Raw genomic sequence first — 20,168 nt, 5'->3', positions numbered from 1 at the left:
CGGCTCCATAACGAAAAAGATTTCGTGGCGCTGAGCATCTCGACAATTTATGAAGGCTATCAGTGGCACCTCAATGCGGTGCTCGGCCTGTGCCTGATCCTGTTGGGGAATCTGGTGATGTTCGCCAAACCCGGCATGTACGCCGCGTTATGGCGGCGAGCGGCGTAAGGAGAAACTGCAATAACAGCGGTCGATGGCATGCCTCCTTACCATCTTGGGGCATTCTATCAACTCGTACACTCTAGGCCGGGAACGGGCGCGGTACCCATTCCCGGTCACAATGTCTGGTAATCAGTGAGTGATTACCACGCCTAAATGTGCAGCCAGCCATTAATCAGCGTGCAACTCTGTCCACCAATCCATGGCTCATCGTGAATGAAACGAACGCTAACCCGGCCTTCTCGCTGGAGTTGGGTTCCTTGTCGAACCTGATACCCCTGTGCCGTCGAGCCACCGTCGGGGAAGTTATTGGCCTTCAACAGATGGGCCAAGCACGCATTAGCGCTGCCAGTCACGGGATCCTCAACCAACTGCCCCTCTTCAACCAGAAACGCTCTCATTTCGTAATCAGTTGGATCACCAGATGAATAGGCACCATAAATCACCACGCCATCAACATGACAGGCAATTTGCAGCTTTTTAATCATGGCATGATCCGGCGTCACCCTCAGGCAGGATTGAGCGTTTGGCATGCGTACCATAAGCCAGCGAATACCCATGTCGGCAATCACCGGCATCGTATCTGTTTCAATAACCGCCTGCTGAAAAGCGGCCTTTAGCAGGTCCCTTTCTCCAACCGCCGGCGTTCGAAACGTTACCGCTGGCGCGGCAAACGCCAAGGTTCCGTCAGGTAAGATATTGACCGCAACCAGACCAACCCCGCATTCTTGCATAACTACCCCCGGCTGTTTGGTCACCAGCCCCGCCTCCAATAATGCATGGGCCGTACCCAAGGTCGGATGTCCGGCAAAGGGCAACTCTTTTTCGGGGGTAAAAATACGCACCTGATAATCTGCAACCGGATTAGTCGGTTTGAAAACAAACGTCGTTTCTGAAAGGTTGGTCCAGCGAGCCAATGAAAGCATCTGCATTTCATTCAACCCCTCAGCCTCCAGGATCACCGCCAAGGGATTTCCCTGCAATGGCGAGGTGGTAAATACATCCACCTGCTTGTAAGCGCGTGGTATCACATCATCTCTTCGGAGCATTGGCCATAATCCGCTATATACAAGGCTTGATGATAGCTCTGTTAAATGGCTTACATCAATTTATCAATCTGCCACTATTTGAAGGGTCCACATGGCAGCCGCTGCTGTTCCTTCCCCGCTAACCCTTGACGAAAGGCTCGTTGGCCATGGCGAGATTAAACGGCGTCATCACGTAGGTCCTTGAGAAGCGCTGAGTGACGATACTGCCGGGAAGAAATCGTGGTATTGCAGGATTGTCTGGAAGGCGCTGCGTGCATTCCGCCGCTGATGTCCACCACGCTAAGGCGCATGGCCTGCTCACTCAACCATTGGCGAAAACCTTCCTCTCCTTATCCTCACATATTTAAATATCGATCAGGTGAATCATCGGTTCCATCTGTTGATGCAGGATCCTGATGATAAATATATCTTGGTCACGAACACGATAAAAAATTGCATGCTGCTGATGATCAAATCGACGTATGCCGGGTTTTATCTCCGCATATTCACGCCCCATACCAGGAGCCATAATCAGAGTTTGCAGGCAGTTTTCCATATCATCAGTGTAACGATCAGCTTGCTTTGCACCGAAGTTCACCAAGGTATATTCGTAGATCCCGGCGAAATCATCGGCAGCCAGGTTCGAAAGCTTATACATTGTGCTCACGTTTCTTTTTAGCCGCGATCTCGCGCAAGCTTAACGCGCTTTCCCCACTACGCTCACCATTTTCAAGAGCAAGCCGTAAAGTTTCAATGTGATATTCTTTTTGCTCAAGCAGACGTAATGCAGTTCGCATCACTTCACTGGTTGAGCCATAGCGGCCGCTGTCAACTAGTCGACTGACAAAGGCATCCAGTTGTTCGCCAATGGTTACGCTGGTTGTTCTAGGCATAACTCCTCCTGTGTGAATTACTAACACAAATTATCACCCCCGCAAAGCCAGACGTCAACGCCGGCAACTTTGCTATCATCATAGACACAGAGATGTTTCCACCCGGCCACAAAAGCGACAGTAAGGAAACTGATGATCACCCTTTGCCCCTTTACCCCGTTGCGCGCATTACGGCGCATTGCCCTGACAGGAGCTGTTATGAGCCTATTATTGTGCAGCAATACCTTCGCCAGTTCGTTGCCGTTGCTCGCCCCCTCCGCGTTGAAAGGGCACTGGCAGTTGACCGACATCGAAGGCAAGATCGCCGCCTGTGACGTTGAACTGAGCGATGAGCGGATCGAAAGTACCAACGCCTACCGTTTCACCGCATCATCGCAGTGCCTGCAACCGCTGGCGCTCACCGAGTTACCGGTAGCCTGGCGCCCGACGCCGGACGGTATGACGTTGACCAACGCCGACGGCAGCAGGGTGGCGTTTCTCGCGTTGACCGCCCCCAAACGCTACGAAGTCACGAGCCACGACGGTAAACCCCGCTTTGTGCTGACACCGCGCTGATTAGGCTACCAGCAGCCCGAGCAGCGCACCGCCCGCCAGTACCCACAGCGGGTGAATGCGTTTGTTCATGCTCAGTAGCGTGGCCAGCGCGATGATCGCCGCCAACGGCCAGCTCGGCGCAGAAGCTTCGGCGATCAACACCCCGCTGGCCGCCACCAACCCGACAGTGACCGGCACCAGACCGGTCTGCACGATACGCCGCCAGGGTTTGTCCTTGAAGCGCCGCCAGGCCCCCATCACCAGTAAAGTCACGATCGATGACGGGCCGAACTTGGCGACGGAGGAAACCAGCAACCCCGCCCAGCCGGCCACGTGCCAACCAATCAGCGGCACGATCATCATATTCGGCCCCGGTGCGGCTTGCGCCATGGCGAACAGCGCGCTGAACTCCTGTGCGCTCATCCATTGATGAACCTCCACCACCTGACGCTGCATTTCCGGCAGGATAGTCATGCCGCCGCCGAATGCCAGCAGTGAAAGCTCGGTGAAAATAATCGCCAGCGAGATCAATACGCCCATCATGAGGGCTTCCTCCACCACAGCAACAGAATGCTCAGCGGCGCCAGCACCAGCATGGTCGGCAACAGCGGCAAACGCAGCCAGGCGATGGCGATCAGGCACAGCGCGACAATCCCCAGCGCCAGCCATTTACCGCGCAGCGGCAACAGCATTTTTATCCCGGTGGACAGCAGCAAGCCGGCCGCCGCAGCCGCCAGCCCGGCAAACACGTGCTGCACATGCGCATCATTCTGGAAGCGGGCGTAAACCATCCCCAACCCGACCACAATCGCGGTCGGCGCGCTGATCAACCCCAGCAACGCACAGCAAGCGCCGCGCAGGCCGCGAAACTCCATCCCCACCGCGACCGAAAGGTTGATCACGTTGCCCCCCGGCAGAAACTGGCACAGCCCGAGCAGCTCGGTAAACTGTTCGCCACTCAGCCAGCGCCGATCCTCCACCAGCATATTGCGCGCCAGCGGCAGCACGCCGCCAAACCCTATCAGCCCCAGCATCAGAAAGCCCCAAAATAGCTCCCCATTGCCCGGTGCCGCCGCAAGCCGGGTGTTTTTTACCGCATCCGATTCAGACATTACTCGTTCCACATCGCTTATTTTTGATGCCTGGTATGATGCGCGCCGCCATGTCATGATGTCTAATGCATTTCAGAACCAACAAGGATACCTTTTAGGTATGTCTATGATCGAACTTCGCCGCTTGCGGGCGTTCGTTGCGGTAGTTGAAGAAGGCAATATTACCCGCGCCGCCGAACGGCTGTTTATTCAACAGCCGCCGTTGACCCGCCTGCTGCAGGGGCTGGAGGATGAACTGGGGGTAACACTGTTGCAGCGTCTGCCGCGTGGCGTGCGCCCCACCGAAGCGGGCAACGTGCTGTTTAATGAGGCGCGTGCGCTGTTGGCCCGCGCCGAGCTGTTGACCGAAGCGGTGCATCGCGCAGCACGCGGTGAACAAGGGCATATCGCCATCGGCTTTACCAGTTCCGCCGCGCTGCACCCATTCGTGCCTAACCTGTTGCGCCGCTATCGCGAGATCCTGCCGGGTATCACCACCCAACTGGAAGAAGCCGGCAGCGGCGAACTGCTGGATGCGCTGGTGGATGAACGGCTCGACGTGGCTTTTGTGCGCTCGCCGGCCAGCGGCATTCCAGGCCTGACCATTGAGCCGGTGCTGCGCGAACCTATGCTGGTCGCCCTGCCGGTCGGCCACCCGCGGGCAGTCGACAGCGCGCAGCCATTGCCGCTGGCGTCGTTGGCGAACGAAGCTTTTATTCTCTACCGCCGCCCTGCAGGCCAGGGCTTGTACGATGCCATTTTAGCCGCCTGCCACCGCGCCGGGTTCAGCCCACGCGTCATTCAAGAGGCCCCGCGCCTGCCCGCGACGCTCAGCCTGGTGGGGGCCGGTCTGGGGTTGTCGATCGTACCGGCCTCGATGCGGCGGTTGGGCGGCGACGGCATCGTCTACCGGGCAATCAGCGACGAAGCCCAGCTCAGTGCGCCGCTGTACCTGGCGCTGCGCAGCAACCGCTCGTCCGCCCTCATCCAGCGCTTTCGTGCGCTGGTGACGGAGGCGGTCAGCGCACAGCATTCCGGCTAATCCTGCTGGTCGGTGATACGCGTCAGGTGGATCACCAGATACAGCAGTTCATCGTTCGACATCTCCATCTCCAGCAGATTCTTCACATAGTCGCGGATCAGCAACGCGCCGCGATAAGCATTCGGGTACTCCCTGGTCACCTGGGCAAAGATGAAGTCGTCTTTCGACGCCATCTGTTGCCCTTCGACCATCCGCTGAATAAAAAACTGCATATGCACCAGAAAACGCGCGTAATTGAGCGAATCCGTATCGATATTGATGCGAAAGTGGTACTTGATGATATTGAAAATGTCTTTCAGCATCTTCACCGACAGCAGAGTATGTTCCATGTTCTGCACGTCGGTCTGGCCGTTAACCAGATGGAACGCGATATTCCCCGCCTCTTCTTCCGGCAGAGTGATGTTAAGCCGCTGATTGATTTGCCCCAGCGCCTGCATCGCCACCGCGAACTCCTGCGGATAAAAGCGCTTCACCTCGAACAACAGCCGGTTTTGGATCGCGATGCCCTTGTGATAACGCTCAATGGCAAAGCTGATGTGGTCCGCCAGGGTGAAGAAAATCTGCTCGTTAATGCGGCCATTGAGCTGCCGGTTGGCCTCTGCGAGGATCATCTGCACAATCTCCAGGTGCTCCTCCGGCGTGTTTTCCATCAGCCGCAGGTAATCACGGCCCTTTTGGCTGTTCTGCACCACATACACTTTCTCAATAGTGGCCGGGTCGAGAACGTCACCCACTTTGCTGTTAAAGCCAATACCCTTGCCCATAACGATAGCTTCGTTGTTATCGCTGTCTGTTGATAGCACCAGGCTATTATTGAGTACCTTAATGACTTTCATCGTCGCGGCCATCACCCTTTATTTTTATTAGCGTTGCCGGCCATGAGTGGCAATCAGCCGTTGATACCAGTCAAAACTGCGCTTTTTGATGCGGCGCAGATCTTTCAGATCCTGCTCACCCCGGTTTACATAGATAAACCCGTAACGCTTGGCGTAGCCCTGATGGGTGCTGACCACGTCTATCGCCGCCCACGGGCAATACCCCATTAGTTCAACGCCGTCGTTGATCGCCAGTTGCATCTGTTCAACGTGCTGACGCATAAACTCAATGCGGTAGTCATCATTAATTGTACCATCGGCCTGTAACTCATCTGGGGCGCCTATGCCGTTTTCAGTGATTAATATCGGCAAAGCGTAGCGTTCGTAAGTTTTGCGCAGCGTCAGGCGCAACCCGACCGGGTCGATCACCCAACCGTAACGGGTTTTGCCAACGAACGGGTTCTCCGCCGCGCGGTACACTCCCGGTTCCCCCAGCATGATTTGTTGATCGCCGGCGCGGGCACTGATGTCCGAAGCATCGCCCCGACTGGCGGCGATGGTGGCGGTGGAATAGTAGTTTATCGCCACATAATCTGGTTTGCCCTGCAACAACAACGCCGCATCGCCCGGTTCCATTTGCGGCGCCAGGTCGCGATCCCGCAAATATCGCCAGGCCAGCGCGTTATAGCGCCCATGCACCGCCACGTCGAGGAAACTCCAGCAGCGCAGCGTTTCCCAGTTGTGCGCGGCGATGGCGTCCAGCGGATGGCAGGTTTCCTGATACATCGAGGTGGTGTTAATCGCCGGGCCGATTTTGCCGGATGGGCAGCGTTGGTGGCACAACGCCATCACCCTGGCTTGCGCCACCAGCATGTGGTGGCTTTGCTGATACAGCACCTGTTTGGACGGCAACTCGCCACCCTTCGGCATGCCAATCGCGCCCGGATGCAGGATCAGGGTGTTCTGTTCATTGATGGTCAGCCAATATTTTACCCGATCGCCAAAGGCGTCAAACAGCACCGCAGCATACTCGACAAACGCATCGATAGTGGCGCGATTGGACCAGCCGCCTTGCTGTTCGAGCACGTAAGGCAAATCGAAGTGATAAAGCGTCACCACAGGTTCAATGCCGTGACCCAGCAGCTCATCGATCAGTTGCCGGTAGAATGCCAGCCCGGCGGCGTTAACCTCACCGGTGCCGTTGGGCAGCACCCGCGTCCAGGCGACGGAAAAACGGTAGGCCTTCAGCCCCAGCTCGGCGAACAGTTTCACGTCTTCGCGGAAACGGTGATAGTGATCGCTGGCAACTTTGAAATCGGCGGTTTCTTCAGGATGATCGAGCATATCTACAATCGACGGGCTTTTACCGTCTTCATCCCAGGCTCCCTCCACCTGATAGGCGGAGGTAGAGGCTCCCCACAGGAAATCTGCGGGGAAATCGTCCAGGCGTTGATAAATCATACCGGCTCCTTGGGGGTATTGAGAGCGATGATTGTCTCGCCAAAGCCCACGCTACCCGGCTGGCGGCAGCTCAGCTGCGGGAACGCTTCGCTGTTGATCACCAATACCGGCGTAGTAAGGTCGTAACCCAACGCGGTTATCGCCGCAATATCAAAACGCACCAGTTCATCCCCCACCTTGACCCGATCGCCAATCTGCAATTCGGAAGCAAAATGTCGGCCCGCCAGATTGACGGTATCGATGCCTATGTGCACCAGCAGTTCGACGCCGTTGTCACCCTTGATGCCCACCGCGTGCATCGACGGCAAAAAGGTCATCACCTCACCGTCCAGCGGCGCACGCAGTACCCCTTCCTGCGGCTTTATCGCTACGCCCTGTCCCAATAACCCCTGCGAGAACACGTCGTCGTTAACCTGCTCCAGCGCCACCAGTTGGCCGGCCAGCGGGCTGAAAATCTGCTGCTCATCGCCGCTGATGGGAGCCGCCGCCGGTGCGGTATCCTGCTCTTGCTCCTCAACCGGATCGTCAAAGCCGAGGATCCAGGTCAGCGCGAAGGTCACCACGATGGCAATGGCGCAGGTGATCAGCGCATGGACGATATTCATCGGGTTTTCACCGATAAATGCCGGCAACGCAGCCAATCCCGGAGAGACAAAGGCATAGCGCACCAGCCCGCTCAGCCCGGCATAGATACCGGCGCAGCCGCCGCCGATCATCGCCGCAATCAGCGGTTTGCGCAGTTTCAGGGTAACGCCATACAGCGAAGGCTCGGTGATCCCCAGCAGCGCAGTGAACCCGGCGGAAGACGCCAGCTGGCGCAGATTTTTGTTTTTGGTGCGGAAAGCCACGCACAGCGTCGCCGCACCCTGCGCGATATTGGACGCCAGCATGCCCGGTCCGTTAATCATTTCGAAACCGTTTTTGCTCAACTGACCGGTGGCGATAGGTGTCATCGCCCAGGCAGTGCCGGTGATCACCAGGAAGGGCTGAAGCCCGCCCATCAGCATCGGGATCAGCCAACTGGCCTTGCCGTCGACGATGGCCGCGCCTGCGGCGACCAGGTCGTTAAGGAAAATTCCGAACGGCCCGACCACCACCAACGCCAGCGGCGCCGTAACCAACAGGATAATCATCGGTTTGGTGAAAAACTTGATCATCGTCGGCGACACTTTCTCCGCAAATCGCTCGATATAGGACATCAGCCACACGGTGAATATAATCGGCAGCACCGAACCGGCGTAGTCCGCCAGCCGTACCGGAATACCGATAAAATCAATCGCGGTGCCCGCCGCCAGCATCTGCGCCAAATTGGGGTGCAGCAAGGCGCCGGCGATGGTCATCGCCAGTATCGGGTTGCATTCGAACTTGATCGAAGCGCCGTAGGCCAGTAATACCGGCAGGAAGAAAAAGGCCGCATCGGCGATGGTGTCCAGCAGATGGTACGTCGGGCTGGCGGCGTCTATCACACCGGTCAGTTTGAGGATCGCCAGCAACGCCTTGATCATCCCCGCCCCGGTGATCGCCGGGATCACCGGCGTGAACGTGGTGGAGATGACACTGATGATCTGCGAAAACACCCCGCCCCTGGCCTGCTGTTTCTTCTCGCCCTGTCGGCCACTGAGATCGCCAATCTCCTTTTGCAACGTGCGGAAAGTTTGCTGCACGTTATTGCCGACCACGATCTGAAACTGGCCGCCGCGCTCCACCACGCTTATCACCCCCGGCAAGGCCTCAATGGCTTTCGCCTGCACCTTGCTGTCATCGTTAAACTCCATGCGCAAACGCGTGGCGCAGTGCGTCAGTTTGCTGACGTTAGCTTTACCGCCGACTCGCGCCAATATTTCCAGGCCCAACTGTTTGTAATCCATCTATTTTCCCCGGTAAAAAAACAAAAAAAAAGACCAAAATGAAAATGCGCCTCATCATGATGAGAGGTGCATTCCTATTTTGGTCTTGCCTGCCTGAGCAGTAACACGCCTTAATAAAAATGTCTGGCGACCACGGAGGTCGCGACGGAAGTATCGCCATAGTTGCGTTTTTTCAGCAACTGCCTTCGTCAAACTTTGCGAGCAATATCACTCTTCGCCGAAAATGCACTGCAATGTCGCCCATTGCCCCCTGGCATGCTCTTTTTTAGCGCATGACCGGCACCAGTGAACAGCGAGGGAGAAACGCCCCCTCGCCGATCGTTACTGTTTGCGTTGTTCCGCGACCTGTTTCGCCGTGACCTTACCTTGTTTTTCGCCAAACTGACCGACCACATAATTGGCCACCGCCGCCACTTCTTCGCCCGAATATTGGGCGCCGAAGTCCGGCATCACCTCATGCTGATCCCCGATGCTGAGGCGGGTGCCTTTGAGGATCGCCTGCACCACGCTGCGGCCCTGCGGATCGTTTACCGCCGTGCTGCCGACCAACGAAGCGTATTTACTCTGGCGGCCCACGCCGTTCCACTGATGGCAGCCGCTGCAATCACCGGCAAACAATCTGCGGCCCAACGAATCCTCTTGCCCGCCCGGCAGCACCGCGCTGGAGGACAACGCGCCCTTCGGTTGCAGGTTCACCGCACTGGCGCTGTCGCCGGCGATAGGTTCTATGTTGCGCAGGTATTTCACCAACGCCTGATTATCCTCCGGCGTCAGATACTGCAGGCTGTTTTCCACCGCCTCCGCCATCGGGCCGGCGGCACTGCTGCGCCCCTCCGCGTGGCCGGTCGCCAGATATTGCGACAGTTGCTGCTCGCTCCATCCGCCGATGCCGGTCTGCGCATCCGGGGTGATGTTGGCGGCAAACCAGCCCTGGACCACCTCACCGCTGAGGTTCTTGCTCTGATTAATACCAAAGGCCAGGTTGCGCGGCGTGTGACATTCGCTACAGTGACCCAGCGCGGTCGCCAGGTAGGCACCGCGGTTCCACTGTTCATCCTGGTTGAGATTCGGTTCGAAGCGTTTTTCATGGAAGAACGCCAGATTCCAGAACTTCATGCCCCAGCGTTGGTTGAACGGGAATGGCAGATCGTTTTGCGGGTCGACCTGTTTCACCGGCGGCAGGCTGAACAGATAAGCCTTGATCGCCAGCACGTCGTCACGGCTCAATGCGGTGTAAGAGGTATAAGGCATCGCCGGATACAGGTTACCCTCCGGACCGACGCCCTCACGCACCGCACGTACAAACTGTTCGTCGCTCCAGTCGCCAATACCGGTTTCTTTATCCGCGGTAATATTGGTGCCGTAAATAGTGCCGAACGGCAGTTTAAACGCGAAACCACCGGCGAAAGGTTTGCCGCCCGGCGCGGTGTGGCAAGCCACGCAGTCGGCGGCGCGCGCCAGATATTCACCGCGCGCCAGTTTATCGGTAATGCCGGCGGGCGCGCCGGCGATGGGCGCAGCAGGCTCCGGCCCAACCGGCCGCAGCAGGGTATACAGCGCATAGCCGCCGGCTATCACCACTACCGCGACAATCAGCCATAATAGCCATCTCAGGGCGTTGCTCATGAGTTTCTCCCTTAATCCAGCGCCTTGGCGGCCTGGTGGATGGCGGCGCGAATGCGCACGTAAGTAGCGCAGCGGCAAACGTTGCCGCCCATCGCCGCGTCAATATCCGCATCGCTCGGATTTTTGCTCTGGGCCAGCAGCGCGCTGGCACTCATGATCTGGCCCGACTGACAGTAGCCGCACTGCACCACGTCCAGATTGACCCAAGCCTCCTGAACCGCTTTACCCGTCGGCGTTTCGCCGATGGCCTCGATGGTGGTGATTTTCTTGCCGACCGCCGCCGAAACCGGCGTCATGCAGGATCGTACCGGCACGCCGTCCAGATGAACGGTACAGGCGCCGCACATGGCAATGCCGCAGCCAAATTTGGTACCGGTCAGCCCGGCTTCATCGCGCAGAAACCACAGCAGCGGCATATGGGTATCGCCCTCAAACGTCAGCGGTTGGTCGTTAACGGTTAAAGTAATCATGATGTTTTCCTTGGAAGGACGCTGGCGTCGCTGTTGGGACGGTGTAAGGGCAGGCTAAGCGAGGTACGGGGCCGCCCGAGCAGCGCCAACGCATTGCCGACCGCCGGGCCGATGGTCGGCACGCCCAGTTCGCCCACACCGGTGGGCTTCTCGGTTGAAGGCACGATAATCACCTCAATTTCCGGCATTTCGTCAATGCGCAGCGGACGGAAATTGTTGAAATTGGATTGTTCGACCAGGCCGTCTTTTAAAGTGATGTTGCCGTACAACGCGATGCTCAGGCCGTAACCGATACCGCCCTCAATCTGCGCGCGGATCACGTCAGGATTCACCGCCACACCGCAATCCACCGCGCACCACACCTTGTGTACCCGCGGAATGCCGCCTTCGCCGATAGACACTTCGGCAATCTGCGCCACCCGGGTGTCAAACGCCTTGGCGACGCCAACGCCGCGCGCCCGGCCATCCACCACCTTCGCTCCCTGCCAGTTGGCGGCTTTCGCCACCGCTCGCAACACCCCGGCTTCGCGCGGTGCATCCCCCATCAGCGCCAGCCGCCCTTCCACCGGATCCTGCCCGGTTTCCTGCAGCAACTGATCGATAAAGCTTTCCACCGCATGGCCGGTGTGGGTGCTGGCGACCGATCTCAGCGAGGAGGTCGGCACCTTGCCCGGCACGATATGGGCATCGCAACGGAAACTTTCGAAGGTATAAGGCAGCTCGCTGGCGCCTTCGATCATCATCTGATCGACGCCGTTAACCACCAGCGCCGTCATGGCGCTGTTAAGCGTCCAGGAGTGGCCGACGACGGTGTCGGTCCAGCCCACCACCTTGCCGCCCCGGATCGCCCCGCGCAGCCGGTGCAAGATCATCGGGCGATACCAACCGTTGCGGATGTCGTCCTCACGCGTCCACACCACCTTCACGCCATGACCGGGCCCGATAGCCTTGGCGGCAGCGGCCATATCCGCCGCCAGATCCGGCCCCAGAGCTGGGTTGCCCAGATCGATGCGTCGGCCGAAACTGCCCCCCGCCAGAATGGTTTCGATTTGCACTTTTTCCGGCGGTAGCTGGAACAGATCGCACAGCTGTTTATGATCAAGAGTTTGGATCTGGCAGCCGTAGCGTGCCTTGACGCTTTCGCCGTCCCAGAACAGATAGCCGTCGAGCGGCTCCATCGGCGCATGGGCCACGTAGGGGAAGGTATATTCCGCTTCGATCACCTTGTCGGCCTTGTCGAAAACCTCGTCTGGCTTGCCGCGGCTGGTCGCCACCGCGCCGGTTTTTTGCGCCACCTGGCGGAATTCGGCAAAAATTTGCTCGGTATTGCGCCTTTCAGCCTGGGAATCGTCCCACTCTACCTGCAATTTTTCGCGGCCCTGGATTGCCGCCCAGGTATTTTTGGCGTAGACCGCTACGCCAGTGTCGGTCTGCTTCACATCCACCACGCCGGGCACCTGCAGCGCCCGGCTGGCGTCAAATGACGCCACTTTGCCGCCAAAGCGCGGCGATTTTTTTATGGTGACGGTCAACATGTCCGGTTCATGAATATCCTGCGTGAACTGCGCGCTGCCGTTGGTCTTCGCCAGCGAATCCACACGGTGCAGGCCGCTCACTTTGCCGATCAAGGTAAAATGGGCCGGGTCCTTCAACGTCAATCCTGCGGGATCCGGCGGCGGCAGTTTGGCGGCCAACGCGGCGAACTCGCCGAAGCCCGCTTCGCGGCCGCTGGCGGCGTGACTGATTTTGCCTGCCTGTACGGTGATCTCCTGCGCTGAAGTTTTCCAGCTCTGAGCGGCGGCCTGAACCAGCAGCGCCCGCGCCATGGCGCCCATGCGCCGCATTTGATCATAGGCGTTGGCCACCGAACTGGAACCGCCGGTCCCCTGGAAACCGAATGACAGGTTTTTGTAGACGCTGGTGTCCACCGGGGCGGCAACTACGCGCACCTGCGCCCAGTCTGCGTCCAGTTCCTCTGCGACCAGCGTCGCCATACCGGTATAGACACCCTGGCCTACTTCGGTGTGTTTGCTGATGACGGTGACGATGCCGTCTTCGCCGATCTGTACGAAGGCGTTGGCTTCAAAAGCGTTGCTTTCTGGCGCCGTGACGGGAGTGGTGCGTGCCAGTGCGCCGGTAGACGGCAGATAGGCGCCAATCACCAGCGCGCCTGCGCCGACGATAAACCGCCGCCGCGTAAGCGGAACTTGCGATATTGTCATTGCTCATAGCTCCAAAATGTCGCTCAGGATGATTCCTTGCGATGAGATCGTTTTTTTTATGTGAAATGTCGGCTGCGTCCCTGACGGGATGTAGAACAACAGAACAATAATTAGCGTAGCCTATTATTCAGCCAGCCTGATGTGAGGCGAGCATTTTCTGTTGTGGGATCGTGCTCTGTATCCCGCGGAGGCAAGAAAGCGCACCTGTGCTATAAAAAAGATCTTACCGGTACATCTATGGGCATTAAGACTATGTCGCAAAACAAGAGATTTCGTTTATATCGTCCATTACATGGGCTAAACCATACTTTTGGCGATCAGTGGTTTGCTTTGAAGGCCGAGGCTTTCGCCCGTTTCTTCGGCACCCCGACCTTTTTGATGGGGCAAACGCTGCTGGTTGGCGTCTGGATCTACCTCAACCAGGCGGGTTTCGCCAAGTTTGACCCTTACCCTTTCATCCTGCTGAACCTGGCGTTCAGCCTGCAGGCCGCTTATGCCGCGCCCTTGATCCTGCTGGCTCAAACCCGCCAGACCGAACGTGACCAGGCGCATGCGCTGGCCGACGCGCAGCACCGGGAAGATTTGGATGAGGCGATGGCACAGCGGCAAACCCTCGTCGAACAGCAATCCGAACAGCTGCTGGTGCTGTTGAAACAAAACACCGAATTAACCACCCTGACCAAACAGATGGCCGAACGCATTGAAAATCTGGCCATCCAGTTAACCCAGCGCGAACGCCTGTAACTACCCGATCGGCGACCATCGGCTAATTCGCCAAGCGATCGAGCAGCGGCCCAAGCGCAACGCGTGAACGCTGGTGGAAGCCGCTGACGCCCTCGGCGCTCAGCAAGGCGTCCAGCACCGCGTATTCAGTGGCGTCCGCCGCCGCGGCGAACAGCGGTTCCAGCCGTTCATCCGGCAACGCGGTTCCCTGCAGACGGGTGGAGAACGCCAGCGCGATATCGCCGGAACCGTGCCCCCAGTGGCTGCCCACGCGCCCCAGCCCAGCCCCGGCGCGCTTGGCGATGCGGCTGAGTTGCCGGCTGTCCAGCACCCGGTCGCAGGCGATAATGATGATGACCGAACCGGCCTCTACCTGCGGCGGCGGGTCCGCCAATTGCGCAGCCAATGCCGGCCCGACGCGCACGCCGCTCAGCGTGAGGGACTCCAGCGTGCCAAAGTTGGCCAGCACCAACACGCCCAAGGTAGCCCCCAGACCGGGGCAATAGCGCGAAGCGGTGCCGATGCCGCCTTTCAGGCCGAAACTGCTCATGCCGCGCCCGGCGCCGACGCTGCCGCGCGCAAAGCCGATCCCGTGATTGTCCAGCGCGCTGAACACGTGCTCTTCGAGCACCGGCATCGCCTGAATATCGTTGAGATAACCGTCGTTGCATTCCAGTACTACGGGATTGATGGTGGCGCTGTCGCGGCCGATCTGCGGGTAACGCCGGCAGCTGCGCCGCACCATGGCGTTGAATAAGGTGCCGACGGCGAAGGTGTTGCTCAGCAGGATCGGCGTTTGCAGCACCCCCAGCTCGTTGAGCTGCACCAGGCCGAGCGGTTTGGCGAAGCCGTTCAACACCGCGCTACCGCAGGGCAACGGCTGATTGAACAGGTCGCCCGGCGGCATAATGGCGGTCACGCCGGTCTGGCACTCGCCGTTGTCCAGCGTGTGATGCCCCACGCTGACGCCGCTCACGTCGCAAAGACTGTCCGTCGGCCCGGGCAAATAACGCGCCCCCGGCAGACGACGGTGGCGCCGCCAGTAGTTCAGCAGATTATCCAGGCTCTGTCGTTCAAAGACTTGGCTGTCTGTCATAGTGACCTCGTCAGGCGCAGTCCGTTTGTAAAACAGCATATCGCGCAATGCGACATCCCGTAAATTGAAAGCCGAAGCCGGCGAGAAAATATTCATGCCCCGCCATGGCACATCGGCGCACCAATTTGCATCATCGTTCCTCCGCCCCCCCGCTCACCGCCCCCTTCGCGGACTGGTACGGAAATTGCTTCTCCCTGTTATGGCGACAAAGGAGAAGAACATGAAAGCAATCATCATAGGCGGCGGTATCGGTGGGTTGTGCGCCGCCATCGCATTGAAGCGCTGCGGGATCGAGGCCGAGGTTTTTGAAGCGGTTAAAGAGATCAAGCCGGTTGGCGCGGCGATTTCCATCTGGCCGAACGGCGTTAAGTGCCTCAACTATTTGGGGATGAAAGAATCCCTGCGCCGGCTCGGCGGCCCGATGCACTACATGGCCTATCAGGAATATCTGCACGGCCAGACCCTGACGCGTTTCAGCCTGGACCCGTTGATCGCCAGTGTCGGCGAACGTCCTTATCCGGTGGCCCGCGCCGAACTTCAGGCCATGCTGCTGGAGACCTACGGCCGTGACAATGTTAGCTTTGGCAAGCGCGTCAACGGCCTTGAAGAGACCCAAGACGGCGTCACCGCCTGGTTCGAGGACGGCAGCCAGGCCAACGGCGATTTCCTGATCGCCGCCGACGGCACCCATTCGGCTATCCGCCCTTACGTGCTCGGGCATGGAGTGGATCGCCGCTATGCCGGTTACGTCAACTGGAACGGGCTGGTGGCGATTGATGAATCCATCGCGCCGGCCGATCAGTGGACCACCTTTGTCGGCGAAGGCAAGCGAGTTTCGCTGATGCCGGTCTCCGGCAACCGTTTCTACTTTTTCTTCGACGTTCCGTTGCCGACCGGGCTGGCGGAAGACCGCAGCACGGTGCGCGCCGATCTGCAGCGCTACTTCGCCGGCTGGGCCGAACCGGTGCAGAAACTGATTGCTGCGCTCGATCCTGACACCGTCAACCGCATTGAAATTCACGATATCGAGCCTTTCGAACAGTTGGTGCGCGGCCGCGTAGCCTTGCTGGGTGACGCCGGTCACAGCACCACGCCGGATATCGGCCAGGGCGGCTGTGCGGCGATGGAAGATGCGGTGGTGCTGGCGATTGCGTTACAAACCAACTCGCTGGGCATCGAAGATGCGCTGCTTCGTTATCAGGAGAAACGCAGCTACCGGGTGAAGGATCTGGTGCTGAAAGCGCGCAAGCGTTGTGACGTGACGCACGGCAAAGAGATGGAGATCACCCGCAGTTGGTACGAAGAGCTGAAAACTGAAACCGGCGAGCGCATTCTCTCCGGCATGAAGGAAACCATCCTGGGCGGGCCGCTGGCCTGATCCGCCGCCCCTTCTCCGGCCAGGAGAAGGGGCAATCCTCAAAGTCCCAGCGTGCGGATGCGCCCCGCCGTCAGTTCAATGACCCTGTCCGCCGAGGCGATAGTTTCCGGGCGATGCGCGATCAGTAAAATCGGCAGGCCAAGCCGGCGCAAGGTGCGGCTGACCAACATTTCGTTGGCGACGTCCAAATGGCTGGTCGCCTCATCCAGAATCAACAGCTTCGGCTCTTTATACAGCGCCCGCGCCAGCAGCAATCGCTGTTTCTGTCCGGAAGACAAGGTCCCGCCCATTTCACTGATTAACGTCTGGTAACCCATCGGCAATTGTTCAATGTCCCTATCCAACTGCGCCAGCCTGGCGCACTCGCCAAGCTTGTCGCTGTCCATTTTCGGCGAGAAAAACGTAATGTTGTCGGCAATGGAACCGCGAAACAGCTGGTCTTCCTGCAGCACCGCACCGATATGCTGGCGAGTCCGTTGATAATCGGCGCGCCGGTGTTCAACCCCCAACGTGCGTATCACCCCCGCAGACGGCGGATATAATCCCAGTACCAGCTTGGCCAAGGTGGTTTTGCCGCTGCCGGACGCCCCCACCAACGCCACCACCTCGCCGGGCATAATATCCAGCGAGACTTGCGACAGGATCTCCCGTTCGGTCCCGGCGTATTTAAAGCTGACCTGCTCCAGGCTCAGAACCGGCAAATCGGGAGGCCAATCGCCTGCCGGGTACGCCGATCCCTTGTGGCCGGCCTGTAACGCCGTCGCGCCTTCACGTGGGGTCAGCACGATATCGGCCAGCCGTTCGTTGTAAACGTCCAGCATTCGGTAGGTGACCACTTTGTCTATCAACCCGTTAATGCTGGCCGAAAATCGCCCCTGAAAAGACATATAGGCCACCAGCATCCCCACCGAGAACTCGCCGGCCAGCACCGAACCGGCTCCCAGCCACAGTACCGCCGCCGCAACCACGCTGCCGATAACGGTCTGCATGATGCCGTACACCATCATCAGTTTGCTTTCGCGCAGTTGGGCATTGCGCCGGGCGACGTTCAGGTTGCGCCAGGCAGATTCCCGCGGCATCAGCGCGCCATTCACCCGCAGGCTCAACACGCCGCGCAGGCTTTCCAGAAAATGGCTGGACTCCTCGGTGCCGGCATTCCAGCTGTCCTGCGCCGCTTTCCGCAGCGTGCTGAACCAACACAGGCGCAGCAGGCCGTAAACGGCGGCGGCGGCCAAGGCCACCAGGGTTAATTTTGCGCTGTAGAAAAACATCATGGTCAGCGTGCCCACCACCAACAGCACGTCCAAAAAGGCTTCGAGCAGCGTAGTGGTCAGGGTGTCCTGTATGGTGTCGACGGCATCGAACTTGGCGCTGATATCCCCCATGTTGCGTGCCTCGAACCAGCCGATCGGCAGGCGCAGCAGATGGTGAAACACGTTGGCGGTCCACTGCATGTTGAAGTTGACCGCCATGGTCAGCGTCGCCCACTGCCGCGCCAACTCCAGCAGCATCTGCGTACTGCCCATCAGCAACATGGCGATGACGACAAGCGTCAGCAGGCTGGCGTCCAACGCCACCAACACCTCATCAATCACCAGTTGGTTTATCAGCGGGCCGAGCAGCGCCAACACCTCCAGCGCCACGGCGAAGCAAAAGATCCTGGCCAGCGCAGGCTTCAGGCCATGCGTTTTGCCAATCAACGTTGTCAGGCGGATCTTTTCCCGGCGATCCTGGGTTTCAAACCGGTGGTTAGGCGTCAGCTCCATCGCGATGCCGGTAAAATGACGGTTCGCCTCTTGCAGCGTCATTTTCAGCAGGCCGCGAGCCGGATCGTGCAGTTCCAGCGTTTGCCCCCGCACCCGCCGCAGAACGGTAAAATGATTCATGTCCCAATACAAAATGCAGGGCACGGCCAGCAGGTGCAGTTCATCCAGTTCCAGCCGAATGACACGGCCGCTTAAATTCAAGCCTTCGGCGCACGCCATCAGCTGCGAAAACGTCATGCCAAGCTGAGAGACATGACATTCTGCACGCAGCGTTCGCATATCGACCCGGTACCCATGCCAAGCGGCTATCATCGCCAGGCAGGCTACCCCGCACTCCGCCGATTCCGTCTGGCGGATCAGCGGCAGGCGCTTTCGCCAGCCCCAGTTAATCATCTCTGTTACGTCCATGCTTACATCCTCCCTTGCAGGCTCCATAACGGCTCCAGCAACCATTCGTACAGACGGCGGCTGTCCAGCTCAATGTCCGCGGACACCGCCATGCCGACGCGCAGCGGCTCCTGCCGGCCATAAGCCGTAATGGTGGTTTTATCCAGCGCCACGATCACACGGTAATGCCCTTCGTTTTCCTTCCAGACCAGCGGATTTTGCAACATCGCGTCGCCGGCGCTGAGGCTGGCATGCGTGATGGCGCGGGTAGAACCGTATTGCACGCCAAACTTTTCATAGGGGAACGAGGCAAAACGCAGGCCGACGCGTTGGCTGGGTTTGATAAAGCCCACCGCCTTGCTCGGGGCAAAAAGCTCTACCTGCAACTGCGCCCCGTCCGCCACCATCATCAACAAAGGATCGTTGGGTTTCACCGTCTGCCCGGCACGCACCAGCACCACGGCGATGTGGCCATCGACCGGCGCCGTCAGCGTAGTCTCGCGCTGGGCGTTGAGCTCTATTTTTTGCTGATCGATGCTCTGCAACTGACGTTCAAGCTCCGCATCCCGCCCTTGCTGCTGTTGCTGCAAGGTTTGCAGCTCCGAGCCCGCAGCCGCCCATTCACGCTTTAACCTCAACTGAGCCTGCCGTTGGCTTTCGACTTTTTCACGCGCCGTCGACAGTTCCATTTGCTTTTGCTGGAATTCAATTTCGGACACATAGCCTTTGGCTATCAGCTTGCGGTAACGCGCCATCACCGAATGTGACAACGTTTCCTGCTGTTGAGCCAGCCCCAAGGCGGAGCCTGCACTGGTCAGTTCGTCATCCAACTGTGCGATGCGTTGCCGCACGCCGGTTTGCCGCAGGGCGCTGGTCACCTGTTCTTGTTCGCGCTGGTGCTCCAGCATGCGGTATTGCTGATCCAGTGACGCAGCCACCGACGCCAGTGCGCCAACGCCCTTTCCGTTGAAATGTTCGCCGCTGAGCCGATAAAGCGGCTGGCCGGCCTTAACCTTCTCTCCTTCAGCCACCAGGCGTTCAGTGACCTGCCCGGCGTTGCGGGCAACCACTTTGATCAACCCGCTGGAGGGCATTACCACGCCTTCCAGCCGCGCTTTACGGGTATATTCGCCCAGCATCAGAAATAGCAGGATAGCCAGCACCAGCGCACCGCTGGCCCAGGCATAGGCGGTTAAACCGAGGCTGGGCGGAATAATGACTTCGCCCTCTGCCTTTGTCGCCTGCGCGGCGAAATAACCCTCTCGATACAGCTGGGGCGGACGTCCTGTCATGGGGATTACACCTTAAGGCCCGTTTATAAACCGGCGGTTATTTTCCTTTCCCCGCACTTTTCCCCATGCGGATACACCAATGTAGCGCAATATAAAGGCATTTTATTGTAGCAATCATGCCCACCGGCACGCAGAAAATAATAATACATTTCGCCAACCCATCAGGGATATCGATATTAAACCAGCCACCAGACTGGCTCAGCCCCACAGTTCTGAATAAATCATGAGACAATGAAAAGACGAGAAATATGCCAACAAAAATCACCACGCCTTTGCTTTTCAACGATTAACCCCACCAAAAACAATATAACTCAACC

Annotated in this window: 19 protein-coding genes and 1 pseudogene; 5 read left to right on the top strand and 15 right to left on the bottom strand. The window is 58.6% G+C overall.

Annotated elements, in window-relative coordinates; all coding sequences use genetic code 11:
• Positions 1 to 24 precede the first annotated feature (24 nt).
• Positions 25 to 168, top strand: a pseudogene (locus JEM67_RS13370) (DMT family transporter); the annotation flags it as partial.
• A 143-nt stretch (positions 169 to 311) separates the two neighbouring features.
• Here the strand turns inward: JEM67_RS13370 and JEM67_RS13365 are convergent.
• The 3 genes from JEM67_RS13365 to JEM67_RS13355 all read right to left on the bottom strand — a co-directional run bounded on the left by JEM67_RS13365 (position 312) and on the right by JEM67_RS13355 (position 2,080).
• Positions 312 to 1,208, bottom strand: coding sequence for a PhzF family phenazine biosynthesis protein (locus JEM67_RS13365; protein ID WP_199639331.1), 897 nt, complete (start codon positions 1,206 to 1,208; stop codon positions 312 to 314).
• 343 nt (positions 1,209 to 1,551) lie between these two features.
• Positions 1,552 to 1,845, bottom strand: coding sequence for a type II toxin-antitoxin system RelE/ParE family toxin (locus tag JEM67_RS13360; RefSeq protein ID WP_197912672.1), 294 nt, complete (start codon positions 1,843 to 1,845; stop codon positions 1,552 to 1,554).
• Positions 1,838 to 2,080 carry a type II toxin-antitoxin system ParD family antitoxin gene (locus JEM67_RS13355; RefSeq protein ID WP_197912673.1) on the bottom strand — a complete coding sequence of 81 codons (243 nt, stop codon included), beginning with the start codon at positions 2,078 to 2,080 and terminating at the stop codon, positions 1,838 to 1,840. Before JEM67_RS13355 ends, JEM67_RS13360 begins: the two co-directional genes overlap by 8 nt.
• Positions 2,081 to 2,278: 198 nt before the next feature.
• Between JEM67_RS13355 and JEM67_RS13350 the strand changes: the two genes are divergently transcribed.
• Positions 2,279 to 2,635, top strand: coding sequence for a protease inhibitor Inh/omp19 family protein (locus JEM67_RS13350; RefSeq protein ID WP_013812812.1), 357 nt, complete (start codon positions 2,279 to 2,281; stop codon positions 2,633 to 2,635).
• Here the strand turns inward: JEM67_RS13350 and JEM67_RS13345 are convergent, their stop codons facing one another.
• The gene (locus JEM67_RS13345) at positions 2,636 to 3,157 is read right to left on the bottom strand and encodes a chromate transporter (RefSeq protein ID WP_013812811.1); all 522 of its coding nucleotides are present in this window, start codon (positions 3,155 to 3,157) and stop codon (positions 2,636 to 2,638) included.
• Positions 3,154 to 3,726, bottom strand: coding sequence for a chromate transporter (locus JEM67_RS13340; protein ID WP_013812810.1), 573 nt, complete (start codon positions 3,724 to 3,726; stop codon positions 3,154 to 3,156). Before JEM67_RS13340 ends, JEM67_RS13345 begins: the two co-directional genes overlap by 4 nt.
• 100 nt (positions 3,727 to 3,826) lie before the next feature.
• On the opposite strand from JEM67_RS13340, the gene JEM67_RS13335 reads away from it, so the two are divergent.
• Positions 3,827 to 4,747, top strand: a complete 921-nt coding sequence (locus JEM67_RS13335; RefSeq protein ID WP_199639330.1) for a LysR family transcriptional regulator — start codon at positions 3,827 to 3,829, stop codon at positions 4,745 to 4,747.
• Here JEM67_RS13335 and licT read toward each other — a convergent pair.
• The 6 genes from licT to JEM67_RS13305 form a co-directional block, all read right to left on the bottom strand.
• Positions 4,744 to 5,583 (bottom strand): BglG family transcription antiterminator LicT, encoded by an 840-nt coding sequence (gene licT / locus JEM67_RS13330; protein ID WP_013812808.1) that lies wholly within the window; start codon positions 5,581 to 5,583, stop codon positions 4,744 to 4,746. The two genes, JEM67_RS13335 and licT, sit on opposite strands and share 4 nt — an antisense overlap.
• 27 nt (positions 5,584 to 5,610) lie before the next feature.
• The gene (locus JEM67_RS13325) at positions 5,611 to 7,023 is read right to left on the bottom strand and encodes a glycoside hydrolase family 1 protein (RefSeq protein WP_199639328.1); all 1,413 of its coding nucleotides are present in this window, start codon (positions 7,021 to 7,023) and stop codon (positions 5,611 to 5,613) included.
• Positions 7,020 to 8,891, bottom strand: coding sequence for a beta-glucoside-specific PTS transporter subunit IIABC (locus JEM67_RS13320; protein WP_199639326.1), 1,872 nt, complete (start codon positions 8,889 to 8,891; stop codon positions 7,020 to 7,022). The genes JEM67_RS13325 and JEM67_RS13320 overlap by 4 nt, the downstream gene beginning before the upstream one ends.
• 321 nt (positions 8,892 to 9,212) lie before the next feature.
• A complete protein-coding gene (locus tag JEM67_RS13315) occupies positions 9,213 to 10,517 on the bottom strand; it encodes a c-type cytochrome (protein ID WP_199639324.1) in 1,305 nt (434 codons plus the stop codon).
• 11 nt (positions 10,518 to 10,528) lie between these two features.
• The gene (locus JEM67_RS13310; RefSeq protein WP_199639322.1) at positions 10,529 to 10,987 is read right to left on the bottom strand and encodes a (2Fe-2S)-binding protein; all 459 of its coding nucleotides are present in this window, start codon (positions 10,985 to 10,987) and stop codon (positions 10,529 to 10,531) included.
• Positions 10,984 to 13,209 (bottom strand): xanthine dehydrogenase family protein molybdopterin-binding subunit, encoded by a 2,226-nt coding sequence (locus tag JEM67_RS13305; protein WP_199639320.1) that lies wholly within the window; start codon positions 13,207 to 13,209, stop codon positions 10,984 to 10,986. Before JEM67_RS13305 ends, JEM67_RS13310 begins: the two co-directional genes overlap by 4 nt.
• A 237-nt stretch (positions 13,210 to 13,446) precedes the next feature.
• On the opposite strand from JEM67_RS13305, the gene JEM67_RS13300 reads away from it, so the two are divergent.
• On the top strand, positions 13,447 to 13,953 hold the full coding sequence (locus JEM67_RS13300; protein ID WP_126482548.1) for a DUF1003 domain-containing protein: 507 nt from the start codon (positions 13,447 to 13,449) through the stop codon (positions 13,951 to 13,953).
• 22 nt (positions 13,954 to 13,975) lie between these two features.
• Here JEM67_RS13300 and JEM67_RS13295 read toward each other — a convergent pair whose 3' ends face one another.
• Positions 13,976 to 15,028 carry a P1 family peptidase gene (locus tag JEM67_RS13295; protein WP_013812802.1) on the bottom strand — a complete coding sequence of 351 codons (1,053 nt, stop codon included), beginning with the start codon at positions 15,026 to 15,028 and terminating at the stop codon, positions 13,976 to 13,978.
• A gap of 220 nt (positions 15,029 to 15,248) precedes the next feature.
• Here JEM67_RS13295 and hpxO point away from each other — a divergent pair, with 220 nt between their 5' ends.
• Complete coding sequence (gene hpxO, locus JEM67_RS13290; protein ID WP_199639318.1) at positions 15,249 to 16,406, top strand: FAD-dependent urate hydroxylase HpxO; 1,158 nt, start codon at positions 15,249 to 15,251, stop codon at positions 16,404 to 16,406.
• A gap of 38 nt (positions 16,407 to 16,444) precedes the next feature.
• Here hpxO and JEM67_RS13285 read toward each other — a convergent pair whose 3' ends face one another.
• The 3 genes from JEM67_RS13285 to JEM67_RS13275 are packed head-to-tail and all read right to left on the bottom strand — an operon-like array spanning position 16,445 to position 20,134.
• Positions 16,445 to 18,580, bottom strand: coding sequence for a peptidase domain-containing ABC transporter (locus JEM67_RS13285; protein WP_199639315.1), 2,136 nt, complete (start codon positions 18,578 to 18,580; stop codon positions 16,445 to 16,447).
• A 2-nt stretch (positions 18,581 to 18,582) separates the two neighbouring features.
• Positions 18,583 to 19,851 carry an HlyD family secretion protein gene (locus tag JEM67_RS13280; RefSeq protein ID WP_199639313.1) on the bottom strand — a complete coding sequence of 423 codons (1,269 nt, stop codon included), beginning with the start codon at positions 19,849 to 19,851 and terminating at the stop codon, positions 18,583 to 18,585.
• A 37-nt stretch (positions 19,852 to 19,888) separates the two neighbouring features.
• Positions 19,889 to 20,134, bottom strand: coding sequence for a hypothetical protein (locus JEM67_RS13275; RefSeq protein ID WP_071880448.1), 246 nt, complete (start codon positions 20,132 to 20,134; stop codon positions 19,889 to 19,891).
• Positions 20,135 to 20,168: the final 34 nt, after the last annotated feature.

The organism is Serratia sp. PAMC26656, assembly GCF_016469055.2.
Classification (GTDB): Bacteria; Pseudomonadota; Gammaproteobacteria; order Enterobacterales; family Enterobacteriaceae; genus Serratia; species Serratia plymuthica.
This window is presented reverse-complemented; position numbering and strand designations above follow the sequence as displayed.